This is a genomic window from Psychrobacter pasteurii (assembly GCF_900162815.1).
GTDB lineage: Bacteria > Pseudomonadota > Gammaproteobacteria > Pseudomonadales > Moraxellaceae > Psychrobacter > Psychrobacter pasteurii.
Genome location: NZ_FUGD01000049.1, coordinates 1 through 21606 on the forward strand (window position 1 = coordinate 1; position 21606 = coordinate 21606).

The 21606-nt window shown below is 42.2% G+C and carries 18 protein-coding genes and 1 pseudogene; 8 read left to right on the forward strand and 11 right to left on the reverse strand.

Annotation, left to right across the window (positions count from 1 at the left end; translation table 11 throughout):
- A pseudogene (locus A1232T_RS02450) lies at positions 1–390 on the forward strand (transposase); the annotation flags it as partial.
- A 69-nt stretch (positions 391–459) separates the two neighbouring features.
- On the opposite strand, the gene A1232T_RS02455 reads toward A1232T_RS02450, so the two are convergent.
- The 6 genes from A1232T_RS02455 to A1232T_RS02480 all read right to left on the reverse strand — a co-directional run bounded on the left by A1232T_RS02455 (position 460) and on the right by A1232T_RS02480 (position 8026).
- Positions 460–684 (reverse strand): cation transporter, encoded by a 225-nt coding sequence (locus A1232T_RS02455; protein WP_244152344.1) that lies wholly within the window; start codon positions 682–684, stop codon positions 460–462.
- A 65-nt stretch (positions 685–749) separates the two neighbouring features.
- On the reverse strand, positions 750–998 hold the full coding sequence (locus A1232T_RS02460; RefSeq protein ID WP_077447891.1) for a heavy-metal-associated domain-containing protein: 249 nt from the start codon (positions 996–998) through the stop codon (positions 750–752).
- Between the two features lie 84 nt (positions 999–1082).
- Positions 1083–1943 (reverse strand): 3-deoxy-8-phosphooctulonate synthase, encoded by an 861-nt coding sequence (gene kdsA, locus A1232T_RS02465; protein WP_077447892.1) that lies wholly within the window; start codon positions 1941–1943, stop codon positions 1083–1085.
- A 233-nt stretch (positions 1944–2176) separates the two neighbouring features.
- Complete coding sequence (locus A1232T_RS02470; protein WP_077447893.1) at positions 2177–3805, reverse strand: CTP synthase; 1629 nt, start codon at positions 3803–3805, stop codon at positions 2177–2179.
- 328 nt (positions 3806–4133) lie between these two features.
- Positions 4134–5183, reverse strand: a complete 1050-nt coding sequence (locus tag A1232T_RS02475; RefSeq protein WP_077447894.1) for a porin — start codon at positions 5181–5183, stop codon at positions 4134–4136.
- Positions 5184–5824: 641 nt separating this feature from the next.
- Positions 5825–8026 carry a malate synthase G gene (locus A1232T_RS02480; protein WP_077447895.1) on the reverse strand — a complete coding sequence of 734 codons (2202 nt, stop codon included), beginning with the start codon at positions 8024–8026 and terminating at the stop codon, positions 5825–5827.
- A gap of 625 nt (positions 8027–8651) precedes the next feature.
- Here A1232T_RS02480 and A1232T_RS02485 point away from each other — a divergent pair.
- Positions 8652–9383, forward strand: a complete 732-nt coding sequence (locus A1232T_RS02485; protein WP_077447896.1) for a MiaE family protein — start codon at positions 8652–8654, stop codon at positions 9381–9383.
- Between the two features lie 160 nt (positions 9384–9543).
- On the opposite strand, the gene A1232T_RS02490 is transcribed toward A1232T_RS02485, so the two are convergent.
- From A1232T_RS02490 to mtgA, 4 genes are all read right to left on the reverse strand, one after another.
- Positions 9544–9882: a hypothetical protein gene (locus A1232T_RS02490; RefSeq protein WP_077447897.1), complete on the reverse strand. Its 339-nt coding sequence runs from the start codon at positions 9880–9882 to the stop codon at positions 9544–9546.
- Between the two features lie 114 nt (positions 9883–9996).
- The gene (locus A1232T_RS14065) at positions 9997–10173 is read right to left on the reverse strand and encodes a hypothetical protein (RefSeq protein ID WP_167367025.1); all 177 of its coding nucleotides are present in this window, start codon (positions 10171–10173) and stop codon (positions 9997–9999) included.
- Positions 10174–10451: 278 nt separating this feature from the next.
- Entirely contained in the window at positions 10452–12668 is a 2217-nt protein-coding gene (gene ppk1 / locus A1232T_RS02495; RefSeq protein WP_095532717.1) for a polyphosphate kinase 1, read from the reverse strand.
- 118 nt (positions 12669–12786) lie between these two features.
- The gene (gene mtgA, locus A1232T_RS02500; RefSeq protein ID WP_077447898.1) at positions 12787–13464 is read right to left on the reverse strand and encodes a monofunctional biosynthetic peptidoglycan transglycosylase; all 678 of its coding nucleotides are present in this window, start codon (positions 13462–13464) and stop codon (positions 12787–12789) included.
- A 173-nt stretch (positions 13465–13637) separates the two neighbouring features.
- Between mtgA and A1232T_RS02505 the strand changes: the two genes are divergently transcribed.
- The 6 genes from A1232T_RS02505 (at position 13638) to A1232T_RS02530 (ending at position 20035) form a co-directional block, all read left to right on the forward strand.
- Positions 13638–13943, forward strand: coding sequence for a glutaredoxin family protein (locus A1232T_RS02505; protein ID WP_077447899.1), 306 nt, complete (start codon positions 13638–13640; stop codon positions 13941–13943).
- Positions 13944–14215: 272 nt separating this feature from the next.
- Positions 14216–15979: an L-lactate permease gene (locus tag A1232T_RS02510; protein ID WP_077447900.1), complete on the forward strand. Its 1764-nt coding sequence runs from the start codon at positions 14216–14218 to the stop codon at positions 15977–15979.
- 171 nt (positions 15980–16150) lie between these two features.
- Entirely contained in the window at positions 16151–17362 is a 1212-nt protein-coding gene (locus A1232T_RS02515; RefSeq protein WP_077447901.1) for an alpha-hydroxy acid oxidase, read from the forward strand.
- 167 nt (positions 17363–17529) lie between these two features.
- Positions 17530–18276, forward strand: coding sequence for a rhomboid family intramembrane serine protease (locus A1232T_RS02520; protein WP_077447902.1), 747 nt, complete (start codon positions 17530–17532; stop codon positions 18274–18276).
- 60 nt (positions 18277–18336) lie between these two features.
- A complete protein-coding gene (locus A1232T_RS02525) occupies positions 18337–19140 on the forward strand; it encodes a MipA/OmpV family protein (protein ID WP_077447903.1) in 804 nt (267 codons plus the stop codon).
- 118 nt (positions 19141–19258) lie between these two features.
- The gene (locus tag A1232T_RS02530) at positions 19259–20035 is read left to right on the forward strand and encodes a hypothetical protein (RefSeq protein WP_077447904.1); all 777 of its coding nucleotides are present in this window, start codon (positions 19259–19261) and stop codon (positions 20033–20035) included.
- A gap of 132 nt (positions 20036–20167) precedes the next feature.
- Here A1232T_RS02530 and A1232T_RS02535 read toward each other — a convergent pair whose 3' ends face one another.
- Positions 20168–21577 carry a Na+/H+ antiporter NhaC family protein gene (locus A1232T_RS02535; protein ID WP_077447905.1) on the reverse strand — a complete coding sequence of 470 codons (1410 nt, stop codon included), beginning with the start codon at positions 21575–21577 and terminating at the stop codon, positions 20168–20170.
- Between the last annotated feature and the right edge of the window lie 29 nt (positions 21578–21606).

Genomic DNA, 21606 nt, shown 5'->3' on the forward strand with positions numbered 1-21606 from the left:
CAAGAGACGTCCGTCAAGGGTGCAGATATTAGTCAGTGGTATTATTGGCGTTGGCAAATAGAATCTTATTTTAAATTGCTTAAAAGTGCAGGACTTCAGTTAGAGTCCTGGTTACAGCAAAGTGGAGACGCTTATTTTAAGCGGTTGTTAATTGCCTCTCAGGCTTGTACGCTCGTGTGGCGTATTATGCAAGTATCTGATAAACAGTCGAAAGAGTTTGCTTTGTTTTTAGTGCGCCTCTCAGGTCGGCAAGTGAAACGGAGCAAACCAATAACCGCACCTGCTGTGATGGCAGGATTGTTCCAGTGGCTTAATTTTACCGAACTGGTAAATCATTATCCCCCTGACAAACTAAGTGAATTCGCTGATGCCGCTAGTAAATTTGTGTAGATACCTATGCACTTCAGGGGGTGGATATAGGGCGAATGGTGATAAAATAAAGCTATTAACCCTTTTGACTTATTCGCCTGCAACTACCGCATCAAAGCCTGCCTCTTCAATAGCTTCTACTATAGCATCAACAGCTACTGCTGAGGAATCATAAGCCACTGAAGCTTTATTGCCTTCTAGATCTACTTCTACTGACTGCACCCCATCAAGCTGTGTTAAAGCGCTGTCTACGCTTTTTACGCAGCCGCCGCAAGTCATACCATCGATGTTAATTACTTGGGTTTCAATGCTCATTATCTACTCCTTATCATTTTTTATTGTTTTGGCTTATATTTAATTTATATTCTACTCGATGCTGACTAGTTTTTTGGATTGGCGGGAGCATCCACAGGGAAAGGCTGAGTAACATAATCTACCATACGGATGGCCGCCTTAATGGCATGGATAGAGGTTTTGGTATCTTCAAATTTTACAACCCCGGTATCACTCTCAGGAGATAGCTCGGCTGCCAGCACCCCATCCATATTTTGTAAGGCAGTAATGACACCCTCAATACCTTCAGCATCATCAATGTTTTTGATACTAAATTGCACCTGTTGAATAGCCATACTGCCTCCGTTTTATCATTTAGATTAATATCGTTGTTTTGGGTTTATGTGTGGCATATATTGTGCGGCATATAGCAGGTCAAATTAATGAGTATCTAATACGCTAAAGCCTTTTACCAAGTCATCGATTTGCTTTAACTGAGTTAAAAACGCTTCTAATTGGCTCATTCTTAACGCACAAGGACCATCACATTTTGCCACTTCTGGATCTGGGTGAGCTTCTAAGAATAGTCCTGCCAGGCCTGTTGCCATACCAGCACGAGCCAGTGTGGTAATCTGTTCACGGCGACCACCCGCACTATCACTGCGCGCGCCAGGCTGCTGCAAACTGTGCGTGACATCAAAGAATACCGGCACATCCATCTGCTTCATAGTATCAAAGCCCAGCATATCTACCACTAGGTTATTGTAACCAAAGGAAGTACCACGCTCACATAGGATAATCTTGTCATTTCCGGCTTCTAAGCACTTATTGATGATATGGCGCATCTCGTGTGGGGCTAAAAACTGTGCTTTTTTGATATTAATAATAGCCCCAGTTTTTGCCATAGCCTGTACTAAGTCAGTTTGACGACTTAAAAAAGCAGGCAGCTGAATAATATCGGCTACTTCTGCCACAGGCTGAGCTTGGTATGGCTCGTGGACATCAGTAATGATAGGCACATTATATTTTTCTTTGATTTGACCCAACCAGTCCACCCCTTTTTCTAGGCCAGGACCACGGTATGAGTTTAAGCTTGAACGGTTGGCTTTATCAAAGCTTGCCTTAAAGACATAGCCAATGCCCAAACGGTTACAGATATCAATGTAGCCTTCAGCAATTTCGAAAGCCAGCTCTTTTGATTCTAGAACGTTCATACCACCAAATAGCACAAACGGCTTATCATTGGCGATAGTAATATCATTTAATTGAATTTGTGATTGTGCTTGAGTTAATGCAGTCATAAAGTTCTCTTTTTATTATCCAAAGTTGGCTGATTTTTTAAATAGGTCTTGTTCATTAAAAAATTGATAGATATAAGGATTGTAGTACATGCTAAGCCAAATACAAACCTTATATACAAAACACCAAACTTAGCTTAAAAACGAAAAAAGAGGTCAGGATAGCCCAACCTCTTTTTTTATAAAACGGATTGTTAATCGCACAACCCGTTTATGACTCATGAAATATTATGAGCTTACTTTTGGTTTTTAATCGCAGCTTCGATGAAGCTTGCAAATAAAGGATGACCGGTTCGTGGTGAGCTTGTGAACTCAGGGTGGAACTGTACACCAACAAACCAAGGATGATCCGCAATCTCTACTGACTCAACCAAATGCTGCTTAGCTGAGTAGCCTGAGATGCTCATACCCGCTTCTTCTAATGGCTCAATATAGCGGTTATTCATCTCATAACGATGGCGATGACGCTCAGTGATCACCTTAGAGCCATAGATTTGATGTAGCTTAGAGCCTTCCACCAATTCTGCCTTCTGGCTACCTAAGCGCATAGTACCGCCTAAGTCTGAGTCATCATTGCGAACTTGTAACTCACCTTTTTCGTCTAACCATTCAGTGATTAGGCCGATGATAGGCTCTTCGGCTTGACGATCAAACTCTGTTGAGTCTGCTCTTAGACCTAGCTTGTTGGTCGCAAATTCAATAACTGCCAACTGCATACCCAAGCAGATACCCAAGAATGGAATATTGTTTTCACGCGCATAAGTGATGGCACGCATCTTACCTAATTTACCGCGCTCACCAAATCCGCCGGGTACTAAGATAGCATCGGCCTGCTCTAGTTGCTTAACTAGACTGTCGTCAGTTTCTAACGCTTCAGCATCAACGTAATCAATCTCAACCTTAGTCTTATGGGTAATACCGGCATGCAATAAAGCTTCATTGATTGATTTATAAGCATCGGGTAGCTCTACATATTTACCTACGATAGCTACAGTCAATTTACCTTCAGCATTTAACAGACGATCAACCACTTTATCCCAATCTGATAGATCGGCTTCTGGTGCTTCAATACCAAAACGCTCAAGGATAATATCGTCTAAGTCTTGCTCATGTAGGGTGCGTGGAATCTGATAAATACTATCAGCATCTTCACATAAGATAACCGCGCGCTCTTCTACATTGGTGAATAACGCAATCTTACGACGGTTGTCTTCGCCAATGGCATGCTCAGAACGACAAATCAATACGTCTGGCTGTAGGCCAATTGAACGCAGCTCTTTTACTGAATGCTGAGTAGGCTTGGTCTTAGTTTCGCCAGCACTTGAGATGTAAGGCACTAACGTTAAATGCATAAGCATGGCACGATTTCGGCCTAGCTCAACTTGCATCTGACGAACCGCTTCCATAAATGGTAGCGACTCAATGTCACCCACAGTACCACCAATTTCGATGATAGCGATATCATGACCTTCGCCACTGGCGTGGATACGGTGTTTGATTTCATCAGTGATGTGTGGAATAACTTGTACTGTACCGCCCAAATAATCACCACGGCGTTCTTTGTTCAATACAGTTTGGTAGATACGGCCACTGGTAAAGTTGTTGGTTTTACTCATTTTTGAGTGGCGTAAAAAGCGCTCGTAATACCCTAGGTCTAAATCAGTTTCAGCGCCATCTTCGGTAACGAATACTTCACCGTGCTGGAAAGGACTCATGGTACCTGGATCGACGTTGATGTACGGATCCATTTTGGTCATGGTGACTTTTAGGCCACGCGCTTCCAATACGGCCGCTAAAGAGGCTGCGGTAATACCTTTACCTAGTGAGGACACAACCCCACCGGTCACAAATATAAATTTAGTCATAGTTTTAGTCTTAATGCGGCAGTCGCAAGTTGGTAAAAAGAGATTTTACTAAATTTGAGGGAGAATTTACAGGGTTGACTTTGTATTAACTTTAAGATTGCAATTAGATAGACAGGATATATTGATACACTCATCAAAAACCTTCAGATTTGAGCCTGACTATAGTAATACACAACAATTGTCAGGGGCATAGTGTAACAGTTTCTTGCTGTGTAGACGCATGAAAATAGGTATGGTTTTAACACTCATTGCTAATTTAAAGTTTTGACCCATAAAAAAACTCATCCCCGAAGGGATGAGCTTTTTGAGAATAAGATTCTAATTTAAATTAGAATTTGTATTCTAGACCGCCACCAAATGCGAATACTTTACCGTCGCCAAGGTTGCCACTAAGACGCTTGCCGTCCTTATCAACCCATACAACATTATCAGCATCGTTTTGACCAATGTAAGCATGAGCAATCATGTTTTTCTGATAGTAGTACTTACCACCAACAACGATTTGGCTTGAGTCAAAACCATCTACACCGTCTAAGTTAGAAGTGTTGTTATACTGAGTGTAAATAGTAGCAGGCTTAGCAAAGTTAGTTAGACCCATTTGAGCACTAATTACATAGCCTTTTTCTTTCTTATCGCCGTAATCGTAGTCAGCTTCTTGATATAAGCCACCTAGCGTTACAGGGAAACCTGAGTTGAAAGTAGCTAGGTCTAAAGTAGCAGTACCACGGATTAAGCTACCAGCAAGGTTTACATCATCATCATATGCAACACCAGCCGTGAAACCTTGACCTTGGTCATACATTAATGAGGCACCCCAGCCACTGTTATTATCGTCACTGATATCATCATCATTGGCATACATAGCAGCAAACTGTAATGGAATACCATCAATCTTAGGTGCTTGCCAAACCACAGAGTTTGAGATACGACCGCTGTCTGCCATGTTTAAGGCAGCAACTTTCTGTTCTGATTTAATCTTAGTAGTACCTAGGTTATCCCAATAGCCTTCGTTTACTACTACGTTGTTGATATAGTCAGTAGTTGATTGGTTATGACCAACGCGGAACTCACCAAAAGTGTTGTTTTTAACACCTAGGAAAGTATCACGGTTTTTGAAGGTTTGGTCATCATCATTATCAACATCAACTGCGTACTCTAATTGATAAATAACATCAGTGTTAGCACTTAATGGCTCTGAGCCTTTAAGGCCTAGACGTGAACCATTAGAGTTAATTTGAACGCCGTCATCGCTTTTGTTGCCTAGCTCTTCATCAACGTAATCAGCAGTCATAAATACTTTGCCGTAGAACGTTGGAGCAGCGTTAGCCGCAGATACAGATAGAGCAGCAACAGCTGATGCTAAAAGTAGTTTTTTCATGGGGTAAATCTCCACTTTACAATTTTAGTTATGGGCTGCCCTAACAAGCTAACGCCCAGTTTCTTCCATAAAAGATCTAAACTTTACTTGTACCTAAAAAAAGAGACAAACTTAGTTAGAACTGACTTAAATATGATTATGGCAACATTATGTGACATATCTGTTAAATGAGTAACTGAATTTATCTATTCGTTTCATATTATAACGATACAAGATAAAACTATATTTATAGTTCTGTTACATCACTAACCAAACTCATACTTTCGATCTAAGGATATCAACTTTGAAATAATTTGCAACATTTATTTCAAAGTTTTTATCTGCTGCATCCCCCTATATTTTATTTAAAACACTGATTTTCTTAAAAAAATTAGTGCTAAAAAAATTATTTAGCCCCTATTGATAACCGATCTTAGATACATTTTGGGCTGATATTTGCTACTTACTGGATTCTGCCCCTATCTAAATGATGGTTATTAATATTTGGCTTCAATATGGATCTGTAGCACCAGGTTAATAGATCACAGCACTTTCCTACAGGCAATAAAAAACCCTAAGGCGTATATCAAATACGCCAAAGTGAAATTAGGACGGATAATAAAGACTAAGCTATATAAAGCCTATTTTATTCACCAGTCGGCTTAGCGCGCTTTTAGCTCTAAGCGGGCAGCGTGTAGCAATGGCTCAGTGTAACCACTTGGCTGCTCACGACCTTTAAATACTAAGTCACAAGCGGCTTTGAAGGCGATTGAATTGTCGAAGTTATCAGCCATAGGCATGTAGTTTGAATCGCCTAAGTTTTGCTCATCAACAACTTTGGCCATACGCTTCATAGATTCCATAACCTGCTCTTCAGTTACGATACCATGGTGTAACCAGTTAGCGATGTGCTGGCTTGAGATACGTAGCGTTGCACGGTCTTCCATTAGACCAACGTTATTGATGTCAGGCACTTTTGAACAACCCACACCTTGATCAACCCAGCGTACAACGTAACCTAAGATACCCTGTGCGTTGTTATCAAGCTCTTGACGCTTCTCTTCTCCACTCCAGTTAGTGTCTTTGGCTAATGGAATGGTCAAGATATCATCTAGGCTAGCACGCTCACGGCCTTTAAACTTCTCTTGAATCTCTTTAACGTTGTTTTGATGGTAGTGGATACTGTGTAGCGTTGCGCCAGTTGGTGAAGGTACCCAAGCAGTCGTCGCACCCGCTTGAGGATGGTTAGACTTAGTCTCAACCATTTCTTTCATTTCATCAGGCTTCGCCCACATACCTTTACCGATTTGAGCACGACCAATTAAACCTGTCTCGATACCCACATCTACGTTCCACTGCTCATAAGCAGGTAACCAAGCTTGTGACTTCATGTCGCCTTTACGTACGAACGGACCGGCATTCATACTGGTGTGCATCTCATCGCCTGTACGGTCTAAGAAGCCTGTATTAATGAAGATCACACGCTCTTTAGCTTGGCGGATACACTCTTTTAGGTTAACAGTAGTGCGACGCTCTTCATCCATTACCCCCATTTTTAGAGTGTTACGTGGTAATCCTAGGGCATCTTCAACCGCTGCGAATAATTCGTTAGCGAACTTAACTTCTTCAGGACCATGCATTTTCGGCTTAACGATGTACATTGAACCTTCACGAGAGTTTGAACGCTCATTGTTGCCTTTAATATCATTGATGGTTAATAATGGCGTTACCAAGGCGTCCATGATGCCTTCGAAAATTTCTTCTTGACCTTCGCCTAGATCTACCAATACCGCTGGGTTTTGCATTAAGTGACCCACGTTACGGATTAACAATACCGCACGACCTGGTAATACTAGCTTGCCACCATCTGGAGTAGTGTATTCACGATCTGGATTTAGTTTACGGGTTAACTCTTTACCGCCTTTATAGAAAGTCTCAGTTAGGTCGCCGTTCATTAAACCAAACCAGTTACGGTAAGCTTCTACTTTTTCTTCAGCATCTACAGCCGCTACTGAGTCTTCACAGTCTTGAATAGCAGTAATAGCTGATTCTAATAACACGTCTTTAATATGAGCGGGGTCAGTTTCGCCCACTGGATGGCTGGCATCAATTTGGATTTCAACGTGTAAGTTATTGTTCTTTAATAAGATACCTTTTGGATTGCTCTCTTCACCCACATAGCCTACAAACTGAGCGGTATCCGCCAATGTAGTGCTGTTATCACCTTGAGCAATTTTTAATTCGCCACCTTCAACGCTAAAACCAGTAACGTCTGTGTAGCTGCCTTGCGCCAGTGCAAAGTTCTCATCTAAGAATGCTTTGGCATAAGCTACAACCGCTTCACCACGTTTTGGATTGTAGCTGCTGCCTTTGTCTTTACCATCAGCGGTATCGATTACATCAGTACCATATAAGGCATCATAGAAGCTACCCCAACGAGCATTGGCTGCGTTAAGTGCGTAGCGAGCATTACGAACAGGTACTACTAGCTGTGGGCCAGGGATACTAGCGATTTCAGGATCAACATTCTCTGTTGAAACTTCGAAGTCATCGCCTTCTGGTAATAGGTAGCCGATTTCAGTTAAGAATTCTTTGTATTTTGGATAGTCGATTTCGCCATCTTTGGTTGGGTTGTCTAAGTGCCACTGGTCAATCTTGGCTTGTAGCTCATCACGCTTGGCCAAAAGCTCTTTGTTGCGTGGCGTGAACTTCTTGACAATCTCTTCAAAGTTAGACCAATAAGCGTCTGATTCCACACCAACACGGGGTAGCACATCATTTTCAATAAAATTATAAAGTTGGCTATCAATGGCTAAGATGCCTTTTTGAACGCGATTTTCATTGTTATTAACAGAGTTACTCATACCATATGATCCTTTGTTGGTGAATGAATTAATCAGTGTCTTCAGTGTTTCCTATAAGCCTACCCTATGCACAAGCATCTTTAGGCTAGTTATTATTAATTTTATTGAAACAAATTAGCGCTATACCCATAGCTGAAATACACTCTTATACTGATTGACGACCCACTAGGAGGCCGTCTTTCTTCATACTACTATCATTGAGATAAATAAACAAGAAACCGCCATTTTTTAAATAAATGTTTAATCTTTACTGCCTTGATACTCCTAATTAAACCCTTTATTATCAATGTATTACCAAATATTTTTATAGAGAACTTATGAGTTCTTTGTCATTAATTGGCCGTTAGTAGCTGTAACAAAAGATTTTTATAGCCCTAAATAGTGCCTTATTAACGTTAATTTCAAAGCCATAAAGTAAGTTGCTAAAAACTAGAAGTATAACTGTGGCTAATATGTTACCTCTAATTTGTTACAATAGTCATTTTTAACTTTATGCCCTTTAATCTGAATACTCTTTAACCTAAATACTCTTTAATCCGAATACACAATCAACCTGAATAAAATATAACCTTATTGATTTACACCTGCTGTCTGGCTTAGTCAAAGGTATAAATGAGCTGCTATTATGAGTGACGATCTTCTTAATGACCAAAACAACACCGTGACTGCTCCTGCCAAAACGGATATCTCTCACATTCATGATTTCTTGGGAGCCCCTACCCCTAAAGCTTGGCTTGAAGCTGCCGTCAATGATTTACCGACTATTATTCAAGATCATGCCAACTGTGAGAAAAAAGCCGCAGGCACTGCGATGAACTTAATATTCCGTTATGAGTTCCATCAAGATTTACAAATGAAACTGGCGCAGTTAATCCGTGAGGAAATGCTGCACTATGAGCAAGTGGTGGGAATTATGGAAGAGCGCGGTCAAAAGTGGCGCCATTTACCCGCCAGCCGCTATGCCAAAGGTATGTTGAAGCACAAACGCACTTATGAACCCGCTGCGATGATTGATATTCTGATTATCGGGGCCTTTATTGAGGCTCGATCTTGTGAGCGTTTTGCCGCCTTAAGTGAGGTGGTCGATGATGAGCGCTTGGCAAAATATTATCGCTATCTACTCAAGTCTGAAAGCCGTCATTATGAAGACTATATCACCCTCGCCCGCTCATTACAGCCTAAAGACGGAGCAAGTGTGGATCTTGAAGCCTTATCGAAAGCTACTAATGGCAGTATCAATACCGATGAGGACACCATGAATGTTGATCAACGTATTGCTTTTTTTAAGCAAGTTGAAGCTGAGCTGATCAATAGTCCAGATACCGAGTTAAGATTTCACAGTGGTATACCTGTTTAAAGTGCTGAGCCTCTTCTATTAATTAGTAAGCTGCAAGTTCGAGTCCTTAAGCTTATCAAATAAAAAAAAGACCCACTAACTTAGTTAGTAGGTCTTTTTTATTAATGAGACTTTTAATAAATGGCATTTATTCTAATCTATGCCGCTTACTCTCGTCACACTAGTCGTTATCATGACGACCTAAATCAAAGGCGTTTAAGTCACCGACATTTTTACCCGCTGGCGGTAATTTAGCATCCTTTTCGCGACCATCTTCATAGACATCATCAGTTTCTTGAGAAGCCTGTTGTGGTCCATCAATGTCAGGCTTATGTTTTCTGCCTTCATAATCACCAGGCTCTAGATTACCTTTGTCACTGGTCTCAGTATCCACATTCTGATCAATAGAAGGGGCTTGTTTAGGATCAGCCTGTAATCTACGCTCATCTTTTACTTGCTCTTCTTCATTCAGGCTACGATTATTATCATCAACTACTTTTATGGTTTGATTAATAGACATATTTTTCTCTTTATTATAGTTATGGGTTTAAAATATTTAGGTGGTTTGGTTAATTGTATGTCGCATAGCTTTAATGAAAATGATTCATTAAAAAAATGCTAAAACCTTAGCCAACTACTTATCTGTACGTAACTCATCATCGATAAACGGCGTTTCTTGCTGTTCTGATAAGTTGGCTGAGTTTGATTCATCACTTTCAGCATTATTAGGGTCTAGGTTTTCACTAACTTCACTTGGGTTTACTTCTTCAACTGCTTGTTCGATATCCGTTTTATTATTATCGTTACTCATAATATATTCCTTGTGAGTGGGACTAATTTAAGTTTTAACCTAACTATTTTTTAACCTGACTACCTGAGTATAGTTCGAACCTTACAGTTCACGTCTTACTCAAAGCCTTTATAGTTATAACTTATTGGTTATGCTTATTATCATATAGGGATTAATGGTTAGTTAACTACTGGAAACACGTAGCTTTGTGTTTATTTATGTTGAAAAAAAAGCAACTTTGTTAACCAAAGTTGCTTTTTTTACTATTAGCCAAGTAGTTATATTAAAAGAAAATATTATTACTGCTGTGCTGGGTGGACCACGATATCTGAGACATTATTAATTTTCTGCAGAAGATAATCTTGGGCAATAAACGGAGTTTCGCCTGGTTTAGGCTGAATCCGCTGCCAACTGCCATCCCCTTTTAACTCCCACGCTTGTACATTATCCTTTAAATAGCTAATTAAGCCATCTTGGTAAACCCGCTTAAATAACTTACGGTCTTCTACTGGGAAGGCTACCTCAACACGGTGGAACAAGTTACGACTCATCCAGTCCGCACTACCGCAGTACAGACGTTCATCCCCGCCATTATAGAAATAATACACTCGGGTATGCTCTAAGAAGCGGCCCACAACAGAGCACACGGTAATATTTTCAGATAAGCCTTTCACCTGTGGACGAATACAGCTCATAGAACGCAAAATAAGCTCAATCTTCACCCCTGCTTGTGACGCATCATATAACTTATCAATTAAATTACGCTCAGTTAAAGCGTTACATTTGACGATGATATGAGCTTTTTTGCCAGCTTTGGCATTGGCAATCTCATCATCAATAAATGACATTAACTGAGTATGCAACGTAAAGGGCGCATGTAGCAGTTTATTAACATTGGCTGCTTTGCCCATGCCGGTAAGCTCTTGGAAAATCTTGTGCACATCTTCTGAGATATCAGGATCTGCGGTAAATAAACCATAGTCGGTATAGGCTTTCGCATTACCTTCGTGATAATTACCCGTACCCAAATGCACATAACGGCGAATCTTATTGTCTTCACGGCGCACAATCAGCATTAACTTGGCATGGGTCTTATAACCGACGATACCGTAAACCACGACGGCCCCTGCTTCTTGTAGCATATTGGCCACTTCAATGTTCGATGCTTCATCAAAACGGGCGCGCAGCTCAATAATAGCCGTTACTTCCTTACCATTTCTGGCAGCTGCAGCTAAGGCTTTCACAATCTCAGAGTTTTTTCCTGAACGGTACAAGGTTTGTTTAATGGCCAAAACTTTAGGATCGTTTGCCGCCTGCCAGATCATATTGACCACAGGGTTAAATGACTCAAAGGGATGATGTACCAACACATCACCACGACGAATGGCCGTAAACATACTCTCGCCCTTGTCAAACGACTCACGGCGAAAAGCTTTGGGCATAATGTGTGAAAATGGCTGAAAGCGCAGCTTAGGAATATCAAAATCAAATAGCAAACGGGTTAAGTTAACCGGGCCATTGACTCTGTAAAGCTGGTTGTCGTGTAAACCAAATTCATCTAGTAGGTAGTCTCTAATCTCTTTTGGACAATTGGTGGTGACCTCTAAGCGGACTTTGTCACCAAAACGGCGATTATCCAGCTCTCCTTGCAGGGCTTTGGCGATGTCCTCCACATCATCCGATAACTCAAGATCAGCGTTTCGAGTCAAACGGAACTGATGACAGCCAGTGACACTCATACCTGGGAACAGCTTACCGACATGCTCATGAATCACAGCAGACAGCATGATGTGGTGCTCTTTACCCCCAGTTAGCTCATCCGGCAGGCGAATAACCCGCGGTAGGCTGCGAGGTGCTGGGACTACGGCCAGATTAATATCGCGGCCAAAGGCATCTTTGCCCTCTAAGCTGACCATAAAGTTCAAGCTTTTATTCACCAGACGCGGGAACGGGTGCGCCGGATCAATGCTAATAGGTGTTAACACCGGCATGACCTGCTCAATAAAATACTCTTTCATCCACTGCGCTTGCTTGGCATTAAGCTCATTGCGCTTTAGATAGCGAATGTCTTCTTTGGCCAGCGCTGGCAAGATATCTTCATTTAAGATTCTATACTGCTCTTCAATGGCGGTATGCGCCACATCTGAAATCTCTTGCAGCACTTCGCTCGGACGCATTTTGTCAGGCTTGTGTGAGATATTGCCATGATTTAGCTGCTGCATTAATCCTGCCACGCGAATCTCAAAAAACTCATCCATATTGGAGGAGAAAATAATTAAGAAAAACAAACGCTCTAATAAAGGATGACGCGGATTAGTAGCTTGGGCTAAGACTCTTATATGAAACTGAAGCCAAGATAACTCTCTATTGATATAGCTGTTTGGCGAGTAAGTCCCATCTTCATAACGCTCCCAGTCCAAAGTCGTCAGCTGAGACCCTGATTTATCGATAGCATTATCAGTGCCTGTGGCTTGTGGCTTATCTTTTGCCTGATCTTGTTTATTGGCTGTGGTCATAGTGCAACTCGCCTCCTTCCTTTATAGGTATGGGTTATATTCTGGCTACTCTGTGGCTAATACTTTAGCTGAAAAATCACTTTGGTCTATACTTTACCATGCAAATCTGACAAAGGTATTAAGGCAGTACCGCCTGGTGCATACGGCGCATAATAATTCGCTGCTTATTGCGCAGTCGCTGATTGCTCATGTTTTTTTCATAATATTTAGGATTGGTCAGCATACTAATTAGCAAAGCAGATTCATCTCGATTTAAGTTTCTGGCCGATTTATTGAAGTAATATTTGGCCGCCTCTTCAATCCCATAGATACCATTACCAAACTCGGCCACGTTCAGATAAGCGGTCAAAATACGCTGCTTATCCCACATGCCCTCAATCATGACCGTTATGCTGGCCTCAAGCCCTTTACGCACATAAGAGCGATGGGAAGTTAAAAATAGGTTTTTTGCCAACTGCTGAGTAATGGTCGACCCGCCAGCGGCCACTGTACCCGTACTTTCATTCTTCTTCATCGCCGCTTCGATACCTTCCATATCAAAGCCGTGATGGCTCACAAATCGAGAGTCTTCACTGACAACCGCCGCCTGCTTAGCAGACTTGGCAATATTGTCATATTCCACCCAAGTTTGGGTCACCTCACCCCCGCCCAAACGGTGGGTTAACATGAACATACTGTTATTAATAGGCTGTGTCTTCCACACCATTAACAGGCCAGCGACAGAGACATAAAACGCCACTGCCAATATCATTAGTGCCCAAAAGATACGCTTAAAAAAAGTAGAAACTGCCGTCATAATTTTTGACTCGGCTAACGGTTAAAATTAAAACAATGATAAACTAACTTTACGCTGACTGGTAGCGGTCTTTTCCAAGGCTCACTAGAGGCTATCTAGTAACCAACTGCCCAATCAAGGAATAACTACCAGACAACGAAAAATTAATTAAATTAGCCACATAGGATAACACTTTGACTGATATTGCCACTACCCGTCAGCTAATTATGGATCAGGCCCAACTGGATCTAAGGCCCGATAACGCTGAAAGCACTTGGTTTTTATTAGGTACTCTAGGCTGCCACTTGTGTGATGAAGCCGAAAATACGCTTAGGCTATTTTCAGGCGTTGTACCTATTACTCTTCAAAAAGTAGATATTGCTGATTTTGATGAAGCGCTTATGAATCAGTTTGCCACTATCATTCCAGTTGTTCTTACGCCAACCCAGCAATTAAATTACCCTTTTTCTGTGGCAGACCTTATGGCACATGGCGTATAAAAAATACTTATGACGGATAATACTATTGTTTACTTGAGTGCTAAATATCAATAAAATAGCCAACCCGCTTAACATTTATTGAGGAATAACCGCTCCGTTTAAGCGTATGAATCTAAATAGATTTAGCCAATTAATCATTCTGATTTTAGTTATCTAAATCTTATTTCTTTTTTTAAGTTACTAGCATTTTATTTAAACCCAATTGTTACTTATAGGTTATTAAGTCAATAACTACTACCCTCAAGCACTTCTAAGCTAAACAAGGATGTTTTATGTTTACTTTTTTGGCGCTCACGCCTATTTTAACCGTCTTCTTATTACTGGTGGTGCTACGCCTGCCAGCTAAGTATGCGATGACCGCCTCTTATTTGGTCACCGCGTCACTGGCCTTGTTTGTGTGGCAAACTGGCACCGCAAAAGTAGCGGCGGCCACCACCAACGGGGTTATCGTTGCCCTAACCATCTTATTTATTGTTTTTTCGGCTATTTTGCTCCTCAATACGCTAAAAGAAAGTGGCGCTATGATGGCTATCCGTCGCGGCTTTATGGATATCACGCCCGATAGGCGCGTTCAGGCCATTATCGTCGCTTGGCTGTTTTGTTCTTTAGTCGAGGGGTCATCTGGTTACGGTACGCCTTCAGCGGTTGGCGCGCCTTTATTACTCGCGCTAGGATTCCCTGCGATGGCCGCGGTTATGGTGGTATTGATTATCCAGTCCACACCTGTTTCTTTTGGCGCAGTTGGTACACCACTCCTACTTGGTGTTTGGTCAGGTATTGATAATAAACAGGACTTGGCTGACTCTATTGAGCCACTTACAGTTGCAGATTATTTATTACAAATCACGGCCAATGTCGGTTTCTTTCATGCCTTAATCGGGGTATTAATCCCTCTAATTTTAAGTGCTTTTTTAACCCGTTTCTTTGGTGAGAAAAAGTCCTTCGTTGAAGGCTTAAAAGTTTGGCCTTTTGCGCTTTTCGCAGGCATTTGTTTTACGCTGCCCTACTTCTTGGTCGCCAAATACTTAGGCCCAGAATTCCCCTCGCTGGTTGGTGGCTTTATTGGTTTGCTTATTGTCATTCCAGCAGCCAAGCGCGGTTTTTTAATGCCCAAAGAGATCTTTGACTTTGGCCCTAGAGAAAACTGGGACAAAGAATGGCTAGGTACGCTTGCCCAAGAAGACTTTGATGACAATGTCACACCAAAGTTCTCTGTTTTAAGAGCTTTTTCTCCGTATGCTATTGTGATTGGTCTATTGATTATCACCCGCATTATTGAACCGCTTCAGAAATTTTTAACCGGCGACTCTGCGACGATTGTACTTAGCAATTTATATGGCAGTGACATCTCTAGTAAAATTCAAATGCTATATTCGCCGGGCACTATTTTGATTATCACCTCTTTATTGTGCATGTGGATTTTTGGCATGAATAAAGGTGAGGTTAAACGCAGTTGGTCGAACTCTGCAAAAACCATGGTCGCAGCAGCGCCTGCCTTGTTATTGTCTGTGCCTATGGTTCAAGTGTTTATTAACTCTGGATCAAGTATTGATGTTGCCACCGACTTGCCAGCAATGCCTATCTTATTGGCACAAAGTGCCAGTGATGCCTTTGCTCAGACATGGCCACTGGTATCACCATGGATTGGGGCCATGGGTGCTTTCATTGCTGGATCGAATACCATTAGTAATATGATGTTTTCTTACTTTCAATGGTCAACAGCCAGTCAAATTGGATTAAGTACCGACCTTGCTGCTCAAGTTGTGGCTCTACAAGCTATTGGCGGTGCTGCTGGCAACATGATTTCAGTGCATAACGTGGTGGCTGCCTGTGCGGTTGTGGGTTTGGTTAACAAAGAGGGATACGTCATTCGTAAAACCTTGGTTGCCATGACCTACTATGTGGTTCAAGCTGGCTTCTTAGGCATGGCAGTTATCGCAGGTGGTCTAATTTGGTGGTTATTAGCCATTATATGGCCCATCGTATTTTTGACAGTGATGTCTGTTACCAGTAAATCAGCGGCCTCTAAAAGCTAAAGTGTTTTGCTTAATTTTGTTCAAACAACTTACTTAAGCTTCGAATAAATAGATCCGTTGTGCTATCAGTGTATTAAATAATACAATCGATAATCCTGACCTATTAACTCTAATTTTCATTAGCCTTTGGGCATCCCTGCATTGACGCCCACACCAGTTGAGTGTATTACTATGAAAGATTTATCAAAAATCACCGAAATTGAAGATTTACGCAAAATCGCTGAGCGTAAAGTACCGCGTATGTTCTACGATTATGTGGACTCAGGCTCATGGACGCAGACGACTTACCGCAATAATGAGACCGACTTTGACCGCATTAAATTGCGTCAACGTGTCTTAGTAGATATGGACAATCGCAGTCTGTCCACCACCATGATCGGTGAAGACGTCAGCATGCCTATCGCAATTGCGCCAACTGGATTTACCGGTATGATGTGGGCCAATGGCGAGATGCATGCCGCCAAAGCTGCCAAAGATTTTGGCATTCCTTTTTCACTGTCTACCATGAGCATCAACTCTATTGAAGATGTGGCGGAATATACCAATCACCCGTTTTGGTTTCAGCTGTACGTGATGCGTGATAAGGACTTCATGGCCAATCTAATCCGCCGTGCCAAAGAAGCCAACTGCTCTGCCCTTATTTTAACCGCAGATTTGCAGGTATTGGGTCAGCGTCACAAAGACATCAAGAACGGTCTATCAGCGCCACCGAAGCCTACTTTGGCCAATATCTTAAACCTAATGACCAAGCCTGAGTGGTGCTTTAATATGCTCGGTGCTAAACGTCGTACCTTCGGTAATATTGTGGGTCATGCTAAAGGTGTGGGTGATTTGTCCTCGTTGTCTTCATGGACCGCTGAGCAATTTGATCCAAGCTTAAGTTGGGATGATGTGGCTCGTATTAAAGACATGTGGGGCGGTAAACTAATTATCAAAGGCATTATGGAACCGGAAGATGCGGTATTGGCTGCCCGTAGTGGCGCTGATGCTATGGTCATCTCTAACCATGGTGGCCGTCAGCTAGATGGTGCGCCCTCCTCTATTGCCTGTCTGTCAGACGTGGTCCAAGCGGTACAAGCGGAAAAAAGTGACATTGAAATCTGGCTCGACAGTGGTATTCGCTCAGGTCAAGACGTGCTTAAAGCCGTTGCTTTAGGTGCAAAAGGCACTATGATTGGTCGTTCATTCTTATACGGACTGGGCGCTTATGGGGAAGATGGCGTTCGCCGTGCGTTAGAGATTCTTTATAAAGAGTGCGACGTGACCATGGCATTCTGTGGTCATACCAATATTAATAATGTAACCGACGACATTTTAGTCAAAGGCACCTATGAATATTTGAAGACCTCTATTCCGCAATTAGAGCCTATCCGCTGGGGCTAGGCCGGCTGAGGTTTGTCTTAGGATAAAGACTTCCTAAGGCAAACTTTATTGTCAGTGAGTCGGTATTTTCAAGCTATTTTTATTAACGCTGTCAATAAGTGTGCGATGGCTATACTGTGCCTTTAGCTATGCTAAAATAGCCACACCTTGTGTTATAAAAAACTATTATGCCTATCACTACGTTATTCAGCCGTGCCCCGGTCACCGTCTTATTGCTGCTAAGCTTCGTGGGTTTATTTATAATCCAGATTGCCACAGGAGTCGACATTAATGAGCCCAGCTTAGAGTCGCTTATCCAGTGGGGAGCCAACGCCTTGCCTTATACCATAGGCTATGAGCCTTGGCGCTTGGTAAGTAGTGGCTTTTTGCACATAGGCTTAATGCATTTATTATTTAACTGCTTTGCGATGTATTACTTCGGTCAAGTGGCGGAAGTTACCTTTGGTTCAGTTAAGTTTTTGCTATTATTTTTGCTCTCTGTCGTGGGCGGAAACCTATTAAATAACTATGTAACTTGGTGGCAAATCTTCCACAATGATGGCGCTCCTGGTATTTCCGCGGGTGCCTCAGGTGGCATTATGGGCATAGGTATGGCCCTACTCATGGTTGAGTTATTAAAGAAAACTTTACTCAACTTCCCTGCAAAAGGTGGCAATCCCCAATTAAAAAGCTTAGCCATCATCATGGGTATCAACCTGATGTACGGTTTTGCTGTCCCTGGTATCGATAATGCCGGCCACATTGGTGGCGCTCTAACCGGTGCGGTCTTAGCCGTTGGCATCATGCTTGGCTACCGCTACTCTGCCCACAGTAATAAACTTTCTTTTACCGCCTTACCTTGGTTAATTTTTGCTATTATTGCGCTTATATTTTATAAGTTATGGCTAGACTTACATCTACAGATAGGGCTATAGTTAATTGAATTTTCTTCTCCTTTTTCGCTGCAGCCCCCTAACCACAATACGAGTATCCCAATGAAAATTTCTACCAGTAAACTTATGAACACAGCTGCGATTACCCTAGCATTAGGGGTACTTACGTTAGCTTCCACCTCAGCCCAAGCTGAGTCTGCCCCGACTGTATCGACTAGCGACAATGATAAGCTAGGCCTACAGTTGGGTGTGAACCTTAGATGGAACAACAGCGCTTACGACTTGGATGACAATGAAGTCTCTGTACTGCCTAGCATGTTTTATGACGACGGTAAGTATTATGCCCGTGGCAGCCAACTGGGTACCTACTTAGTGAATGATCGCGACAATGAGGTCTTAGCCTTTGTACAGCCAGGTGGCGAAAACTTTGACCCTGACGATGCCAAAGGTGACCTAGCTCAGCTTGATGAAAGAAAATGGTCAGGCTTAATTGGTGCAAGCTATATGCGTGCCACGCCTATCGGTGGCTTTAGAGCTCAGCTTTCAACCGATATTACTGGACGCAGTGAAGGTACCGTGGCTCGCCTGACTTATCTGGCCAGACTAAACCCAGGTAAATGGACCATCTATCCTAGTGCAGGCCTTGAGTGGGTAAACAGCAACTATAACGAATACTACTACGGTATTAGCCAAAAAGAGGCCAACAAGACCAGCTTAGATGCTTACAAGCCAGGCTCAAGCATCAGTCCGTATCTCAGCGTCAACGGCATTTATGATATTAATAAAGACTGGGACTTATTCTTAGGTCAATCCGTTAAGTTCTTAGCAGATGAGCAGCGCGATAGCCCAATGGTGGATGAGAAGGTAAGCTACACAACCACACTGGGTCTTATGTACCAGTTTTAATAGAACAAAAGCTATAATAAATAATTATGCGTGCTATCTAAGCCAGCTAAAGCGCAGTAGCGCAGCCTATTTCTTGTCCTATTTTTAACATTTTTGGCTCATATTAAGAGGAATTTACGTGCAACAAACTCAACAAGCTATCAGCCAGGTTCCTGATAAGTCTTATGAAGATTTTGATGAGGGAATGAAGTTTAGTATCTCTGACGTTTGGTCCTTCGTTACCGACAAAGTAAAATCTGCTTACGGTAAGGCGGCCAACTCTATTGATGATGAGTTCTCGTTGCCGGTTAGCCAAGAGCAAGTAAATGGCGCTTTAAAAAAGTTTGTCACAGACAACGTGAAAGCCATTTTAGAGCTGAGGGTTGAGCTTCATGATGACTGGTTTAGACTGTTTTGTACTATTGATATCAAGGGTATTTACGTCGAGGTTGCCAGTAACTTTGAGCTGGTACACGTTCAGATAGACCGGGATGTTCAGCGCTTTGTGTTTGGTCAGCTGACCAATACCGATGTGTTAAAACTGCGCTGTGATTCTGTCTTTAAACGTTATGGTATTAAGCTTGTGATTTGGTTTTACCACAGTGTTCTAAAAAAAGACCCACTGGGTATGATTTTGCATAAAATTAATATCGTTAAGCCAAAAGACAATGTGCTGTACCTAGATATTAACCGCTGGCTTAGAAAGAATAAGAAAATCATCAGCACTCTGCACAAGGTTCAGGTCAACTATGGCCTAACTGAAGAAGAGCAGCTGATTTTGAAAACTAAAGTTAACGTCCGTGATCTTCTGGTTAATTCAAATATTGAAGACATCATTACGCCAAAAGATGATCCCGAACTGTTAAAAGGTCCGCTTAACCCTATTTCTGATGCGATAGAACCTAGCCAAGAATAATAGAACAATTTTCTTTTTTTGCCGGCAAATATCAACCTGACCTCATATCAAATTAAAAAAGCCTCAATTTTAAAATTGAGGCTTTTTTTGTGGCTGATTACTTCTTACTTAGCCTAACTTAGCTCTGAGCATTTACTGAGCAGCTACTGTTTTTTCAGCATCGGTTATTTTAGAGATGGTAATACCCGTGTAGCCAAATAAAACCGTCAATAAGAAGGATAAGTAACAGAAGAACGCATATGGCAGATAATCAAGAACCGGTACACCTAACGCTTGGCTAATAAACACACCACACACACTCCAAGGTACCAATGGGTTAATGACCGTACCTGCGTCTTCTAGCGTACGAGATAGGTTTTTTGGATGTAGGTTTAATCGCTCAAACACAGGTCTAAACGCGGTCCCTGATAACAGTAGACTTAAATACTGCTCACCAATCAACACGTTAATACTTAGTGCAGACATGGCAGCGGCAGCAATGGCTCGGCCAGAAGTGGTTAGACTGTCTTTAATACCCGATAACAGCGCTGGCAAGATACCCAGTGCAGTTAACAATCCACCCAAGCTTAAAGCTAGGATAACGATGGTCTGGGTAAAGAACATACTGTTTACCCCGCCACGAGATAGCATACCGCCTACTTCGCCTAGCTCTAGGCTTTCAGCAGGTTTATACCCTCCAAAGAAGTAACCACCCAGCTCGCCAATGCTCGGTGAGCTATGGATATAAGTCACAATAAGCGCGGCGATAATGGTACAAATGATGGTATAAATCGCATTCACTCGCATTAATGCCAGCGCTATTAATACCACAAAGGGTAAGACAGCATAGCCATGCACTAAGCCACTATCAATCAGCTGGGCTTGCAAGGTGATCACCTGACTTAAGTCAGAGGCCGTAGTGTTGCCCGACATAAACCAAAATAAGAAGGCGGTAATTAGCCAAGCAGGTACTGTGGTGTACATCATATTGCGAATGTGCTCGAACAAATCGATGCCCACCACATAGGCTGCAATGGTACAGGTATCTGATAAAGGCGACATCTTATCACCAAAGAATGCACCTGATACTACCGCACCTGCTGCAATCGCTACGTTGGCATCAAACGCATGGCTCATGCCAATAAAAGCCACACCAAGTGTGGCTACAGTAGTCAAACTACTGCCCAGTGCAATACCAATAATAGAGGTTAAAACAAACGCAGAGATGTAATAAAACTCTGGTGAAATGAGCTCAAAACCAAAATACATTAAGGTTGGAATCGCCCCTGACATCATCAAGGCAGCGACCATCAATCCAATGAAGAAGAACAGATAAATAGCCCCAATACCTCGCATGACACCGCTTGCCATTTGGGTCTGCATGTCATCCAAGGTTAACCCTTTAAACAAGCCCACTGCCAATAGAAAACAAATGGCCAAGATTAGAGATAAATGGGGTACCCAGCCAAAGCCGATCATGGTCACACCCATAATCACAATAATTAAGGTGGAGAGCACGAACGCTAGCTTTGGCGAAACCTGAGTTAATATTTGTGGAGGCATAACACATCCTTATGTTGCCGTTGTCTTAA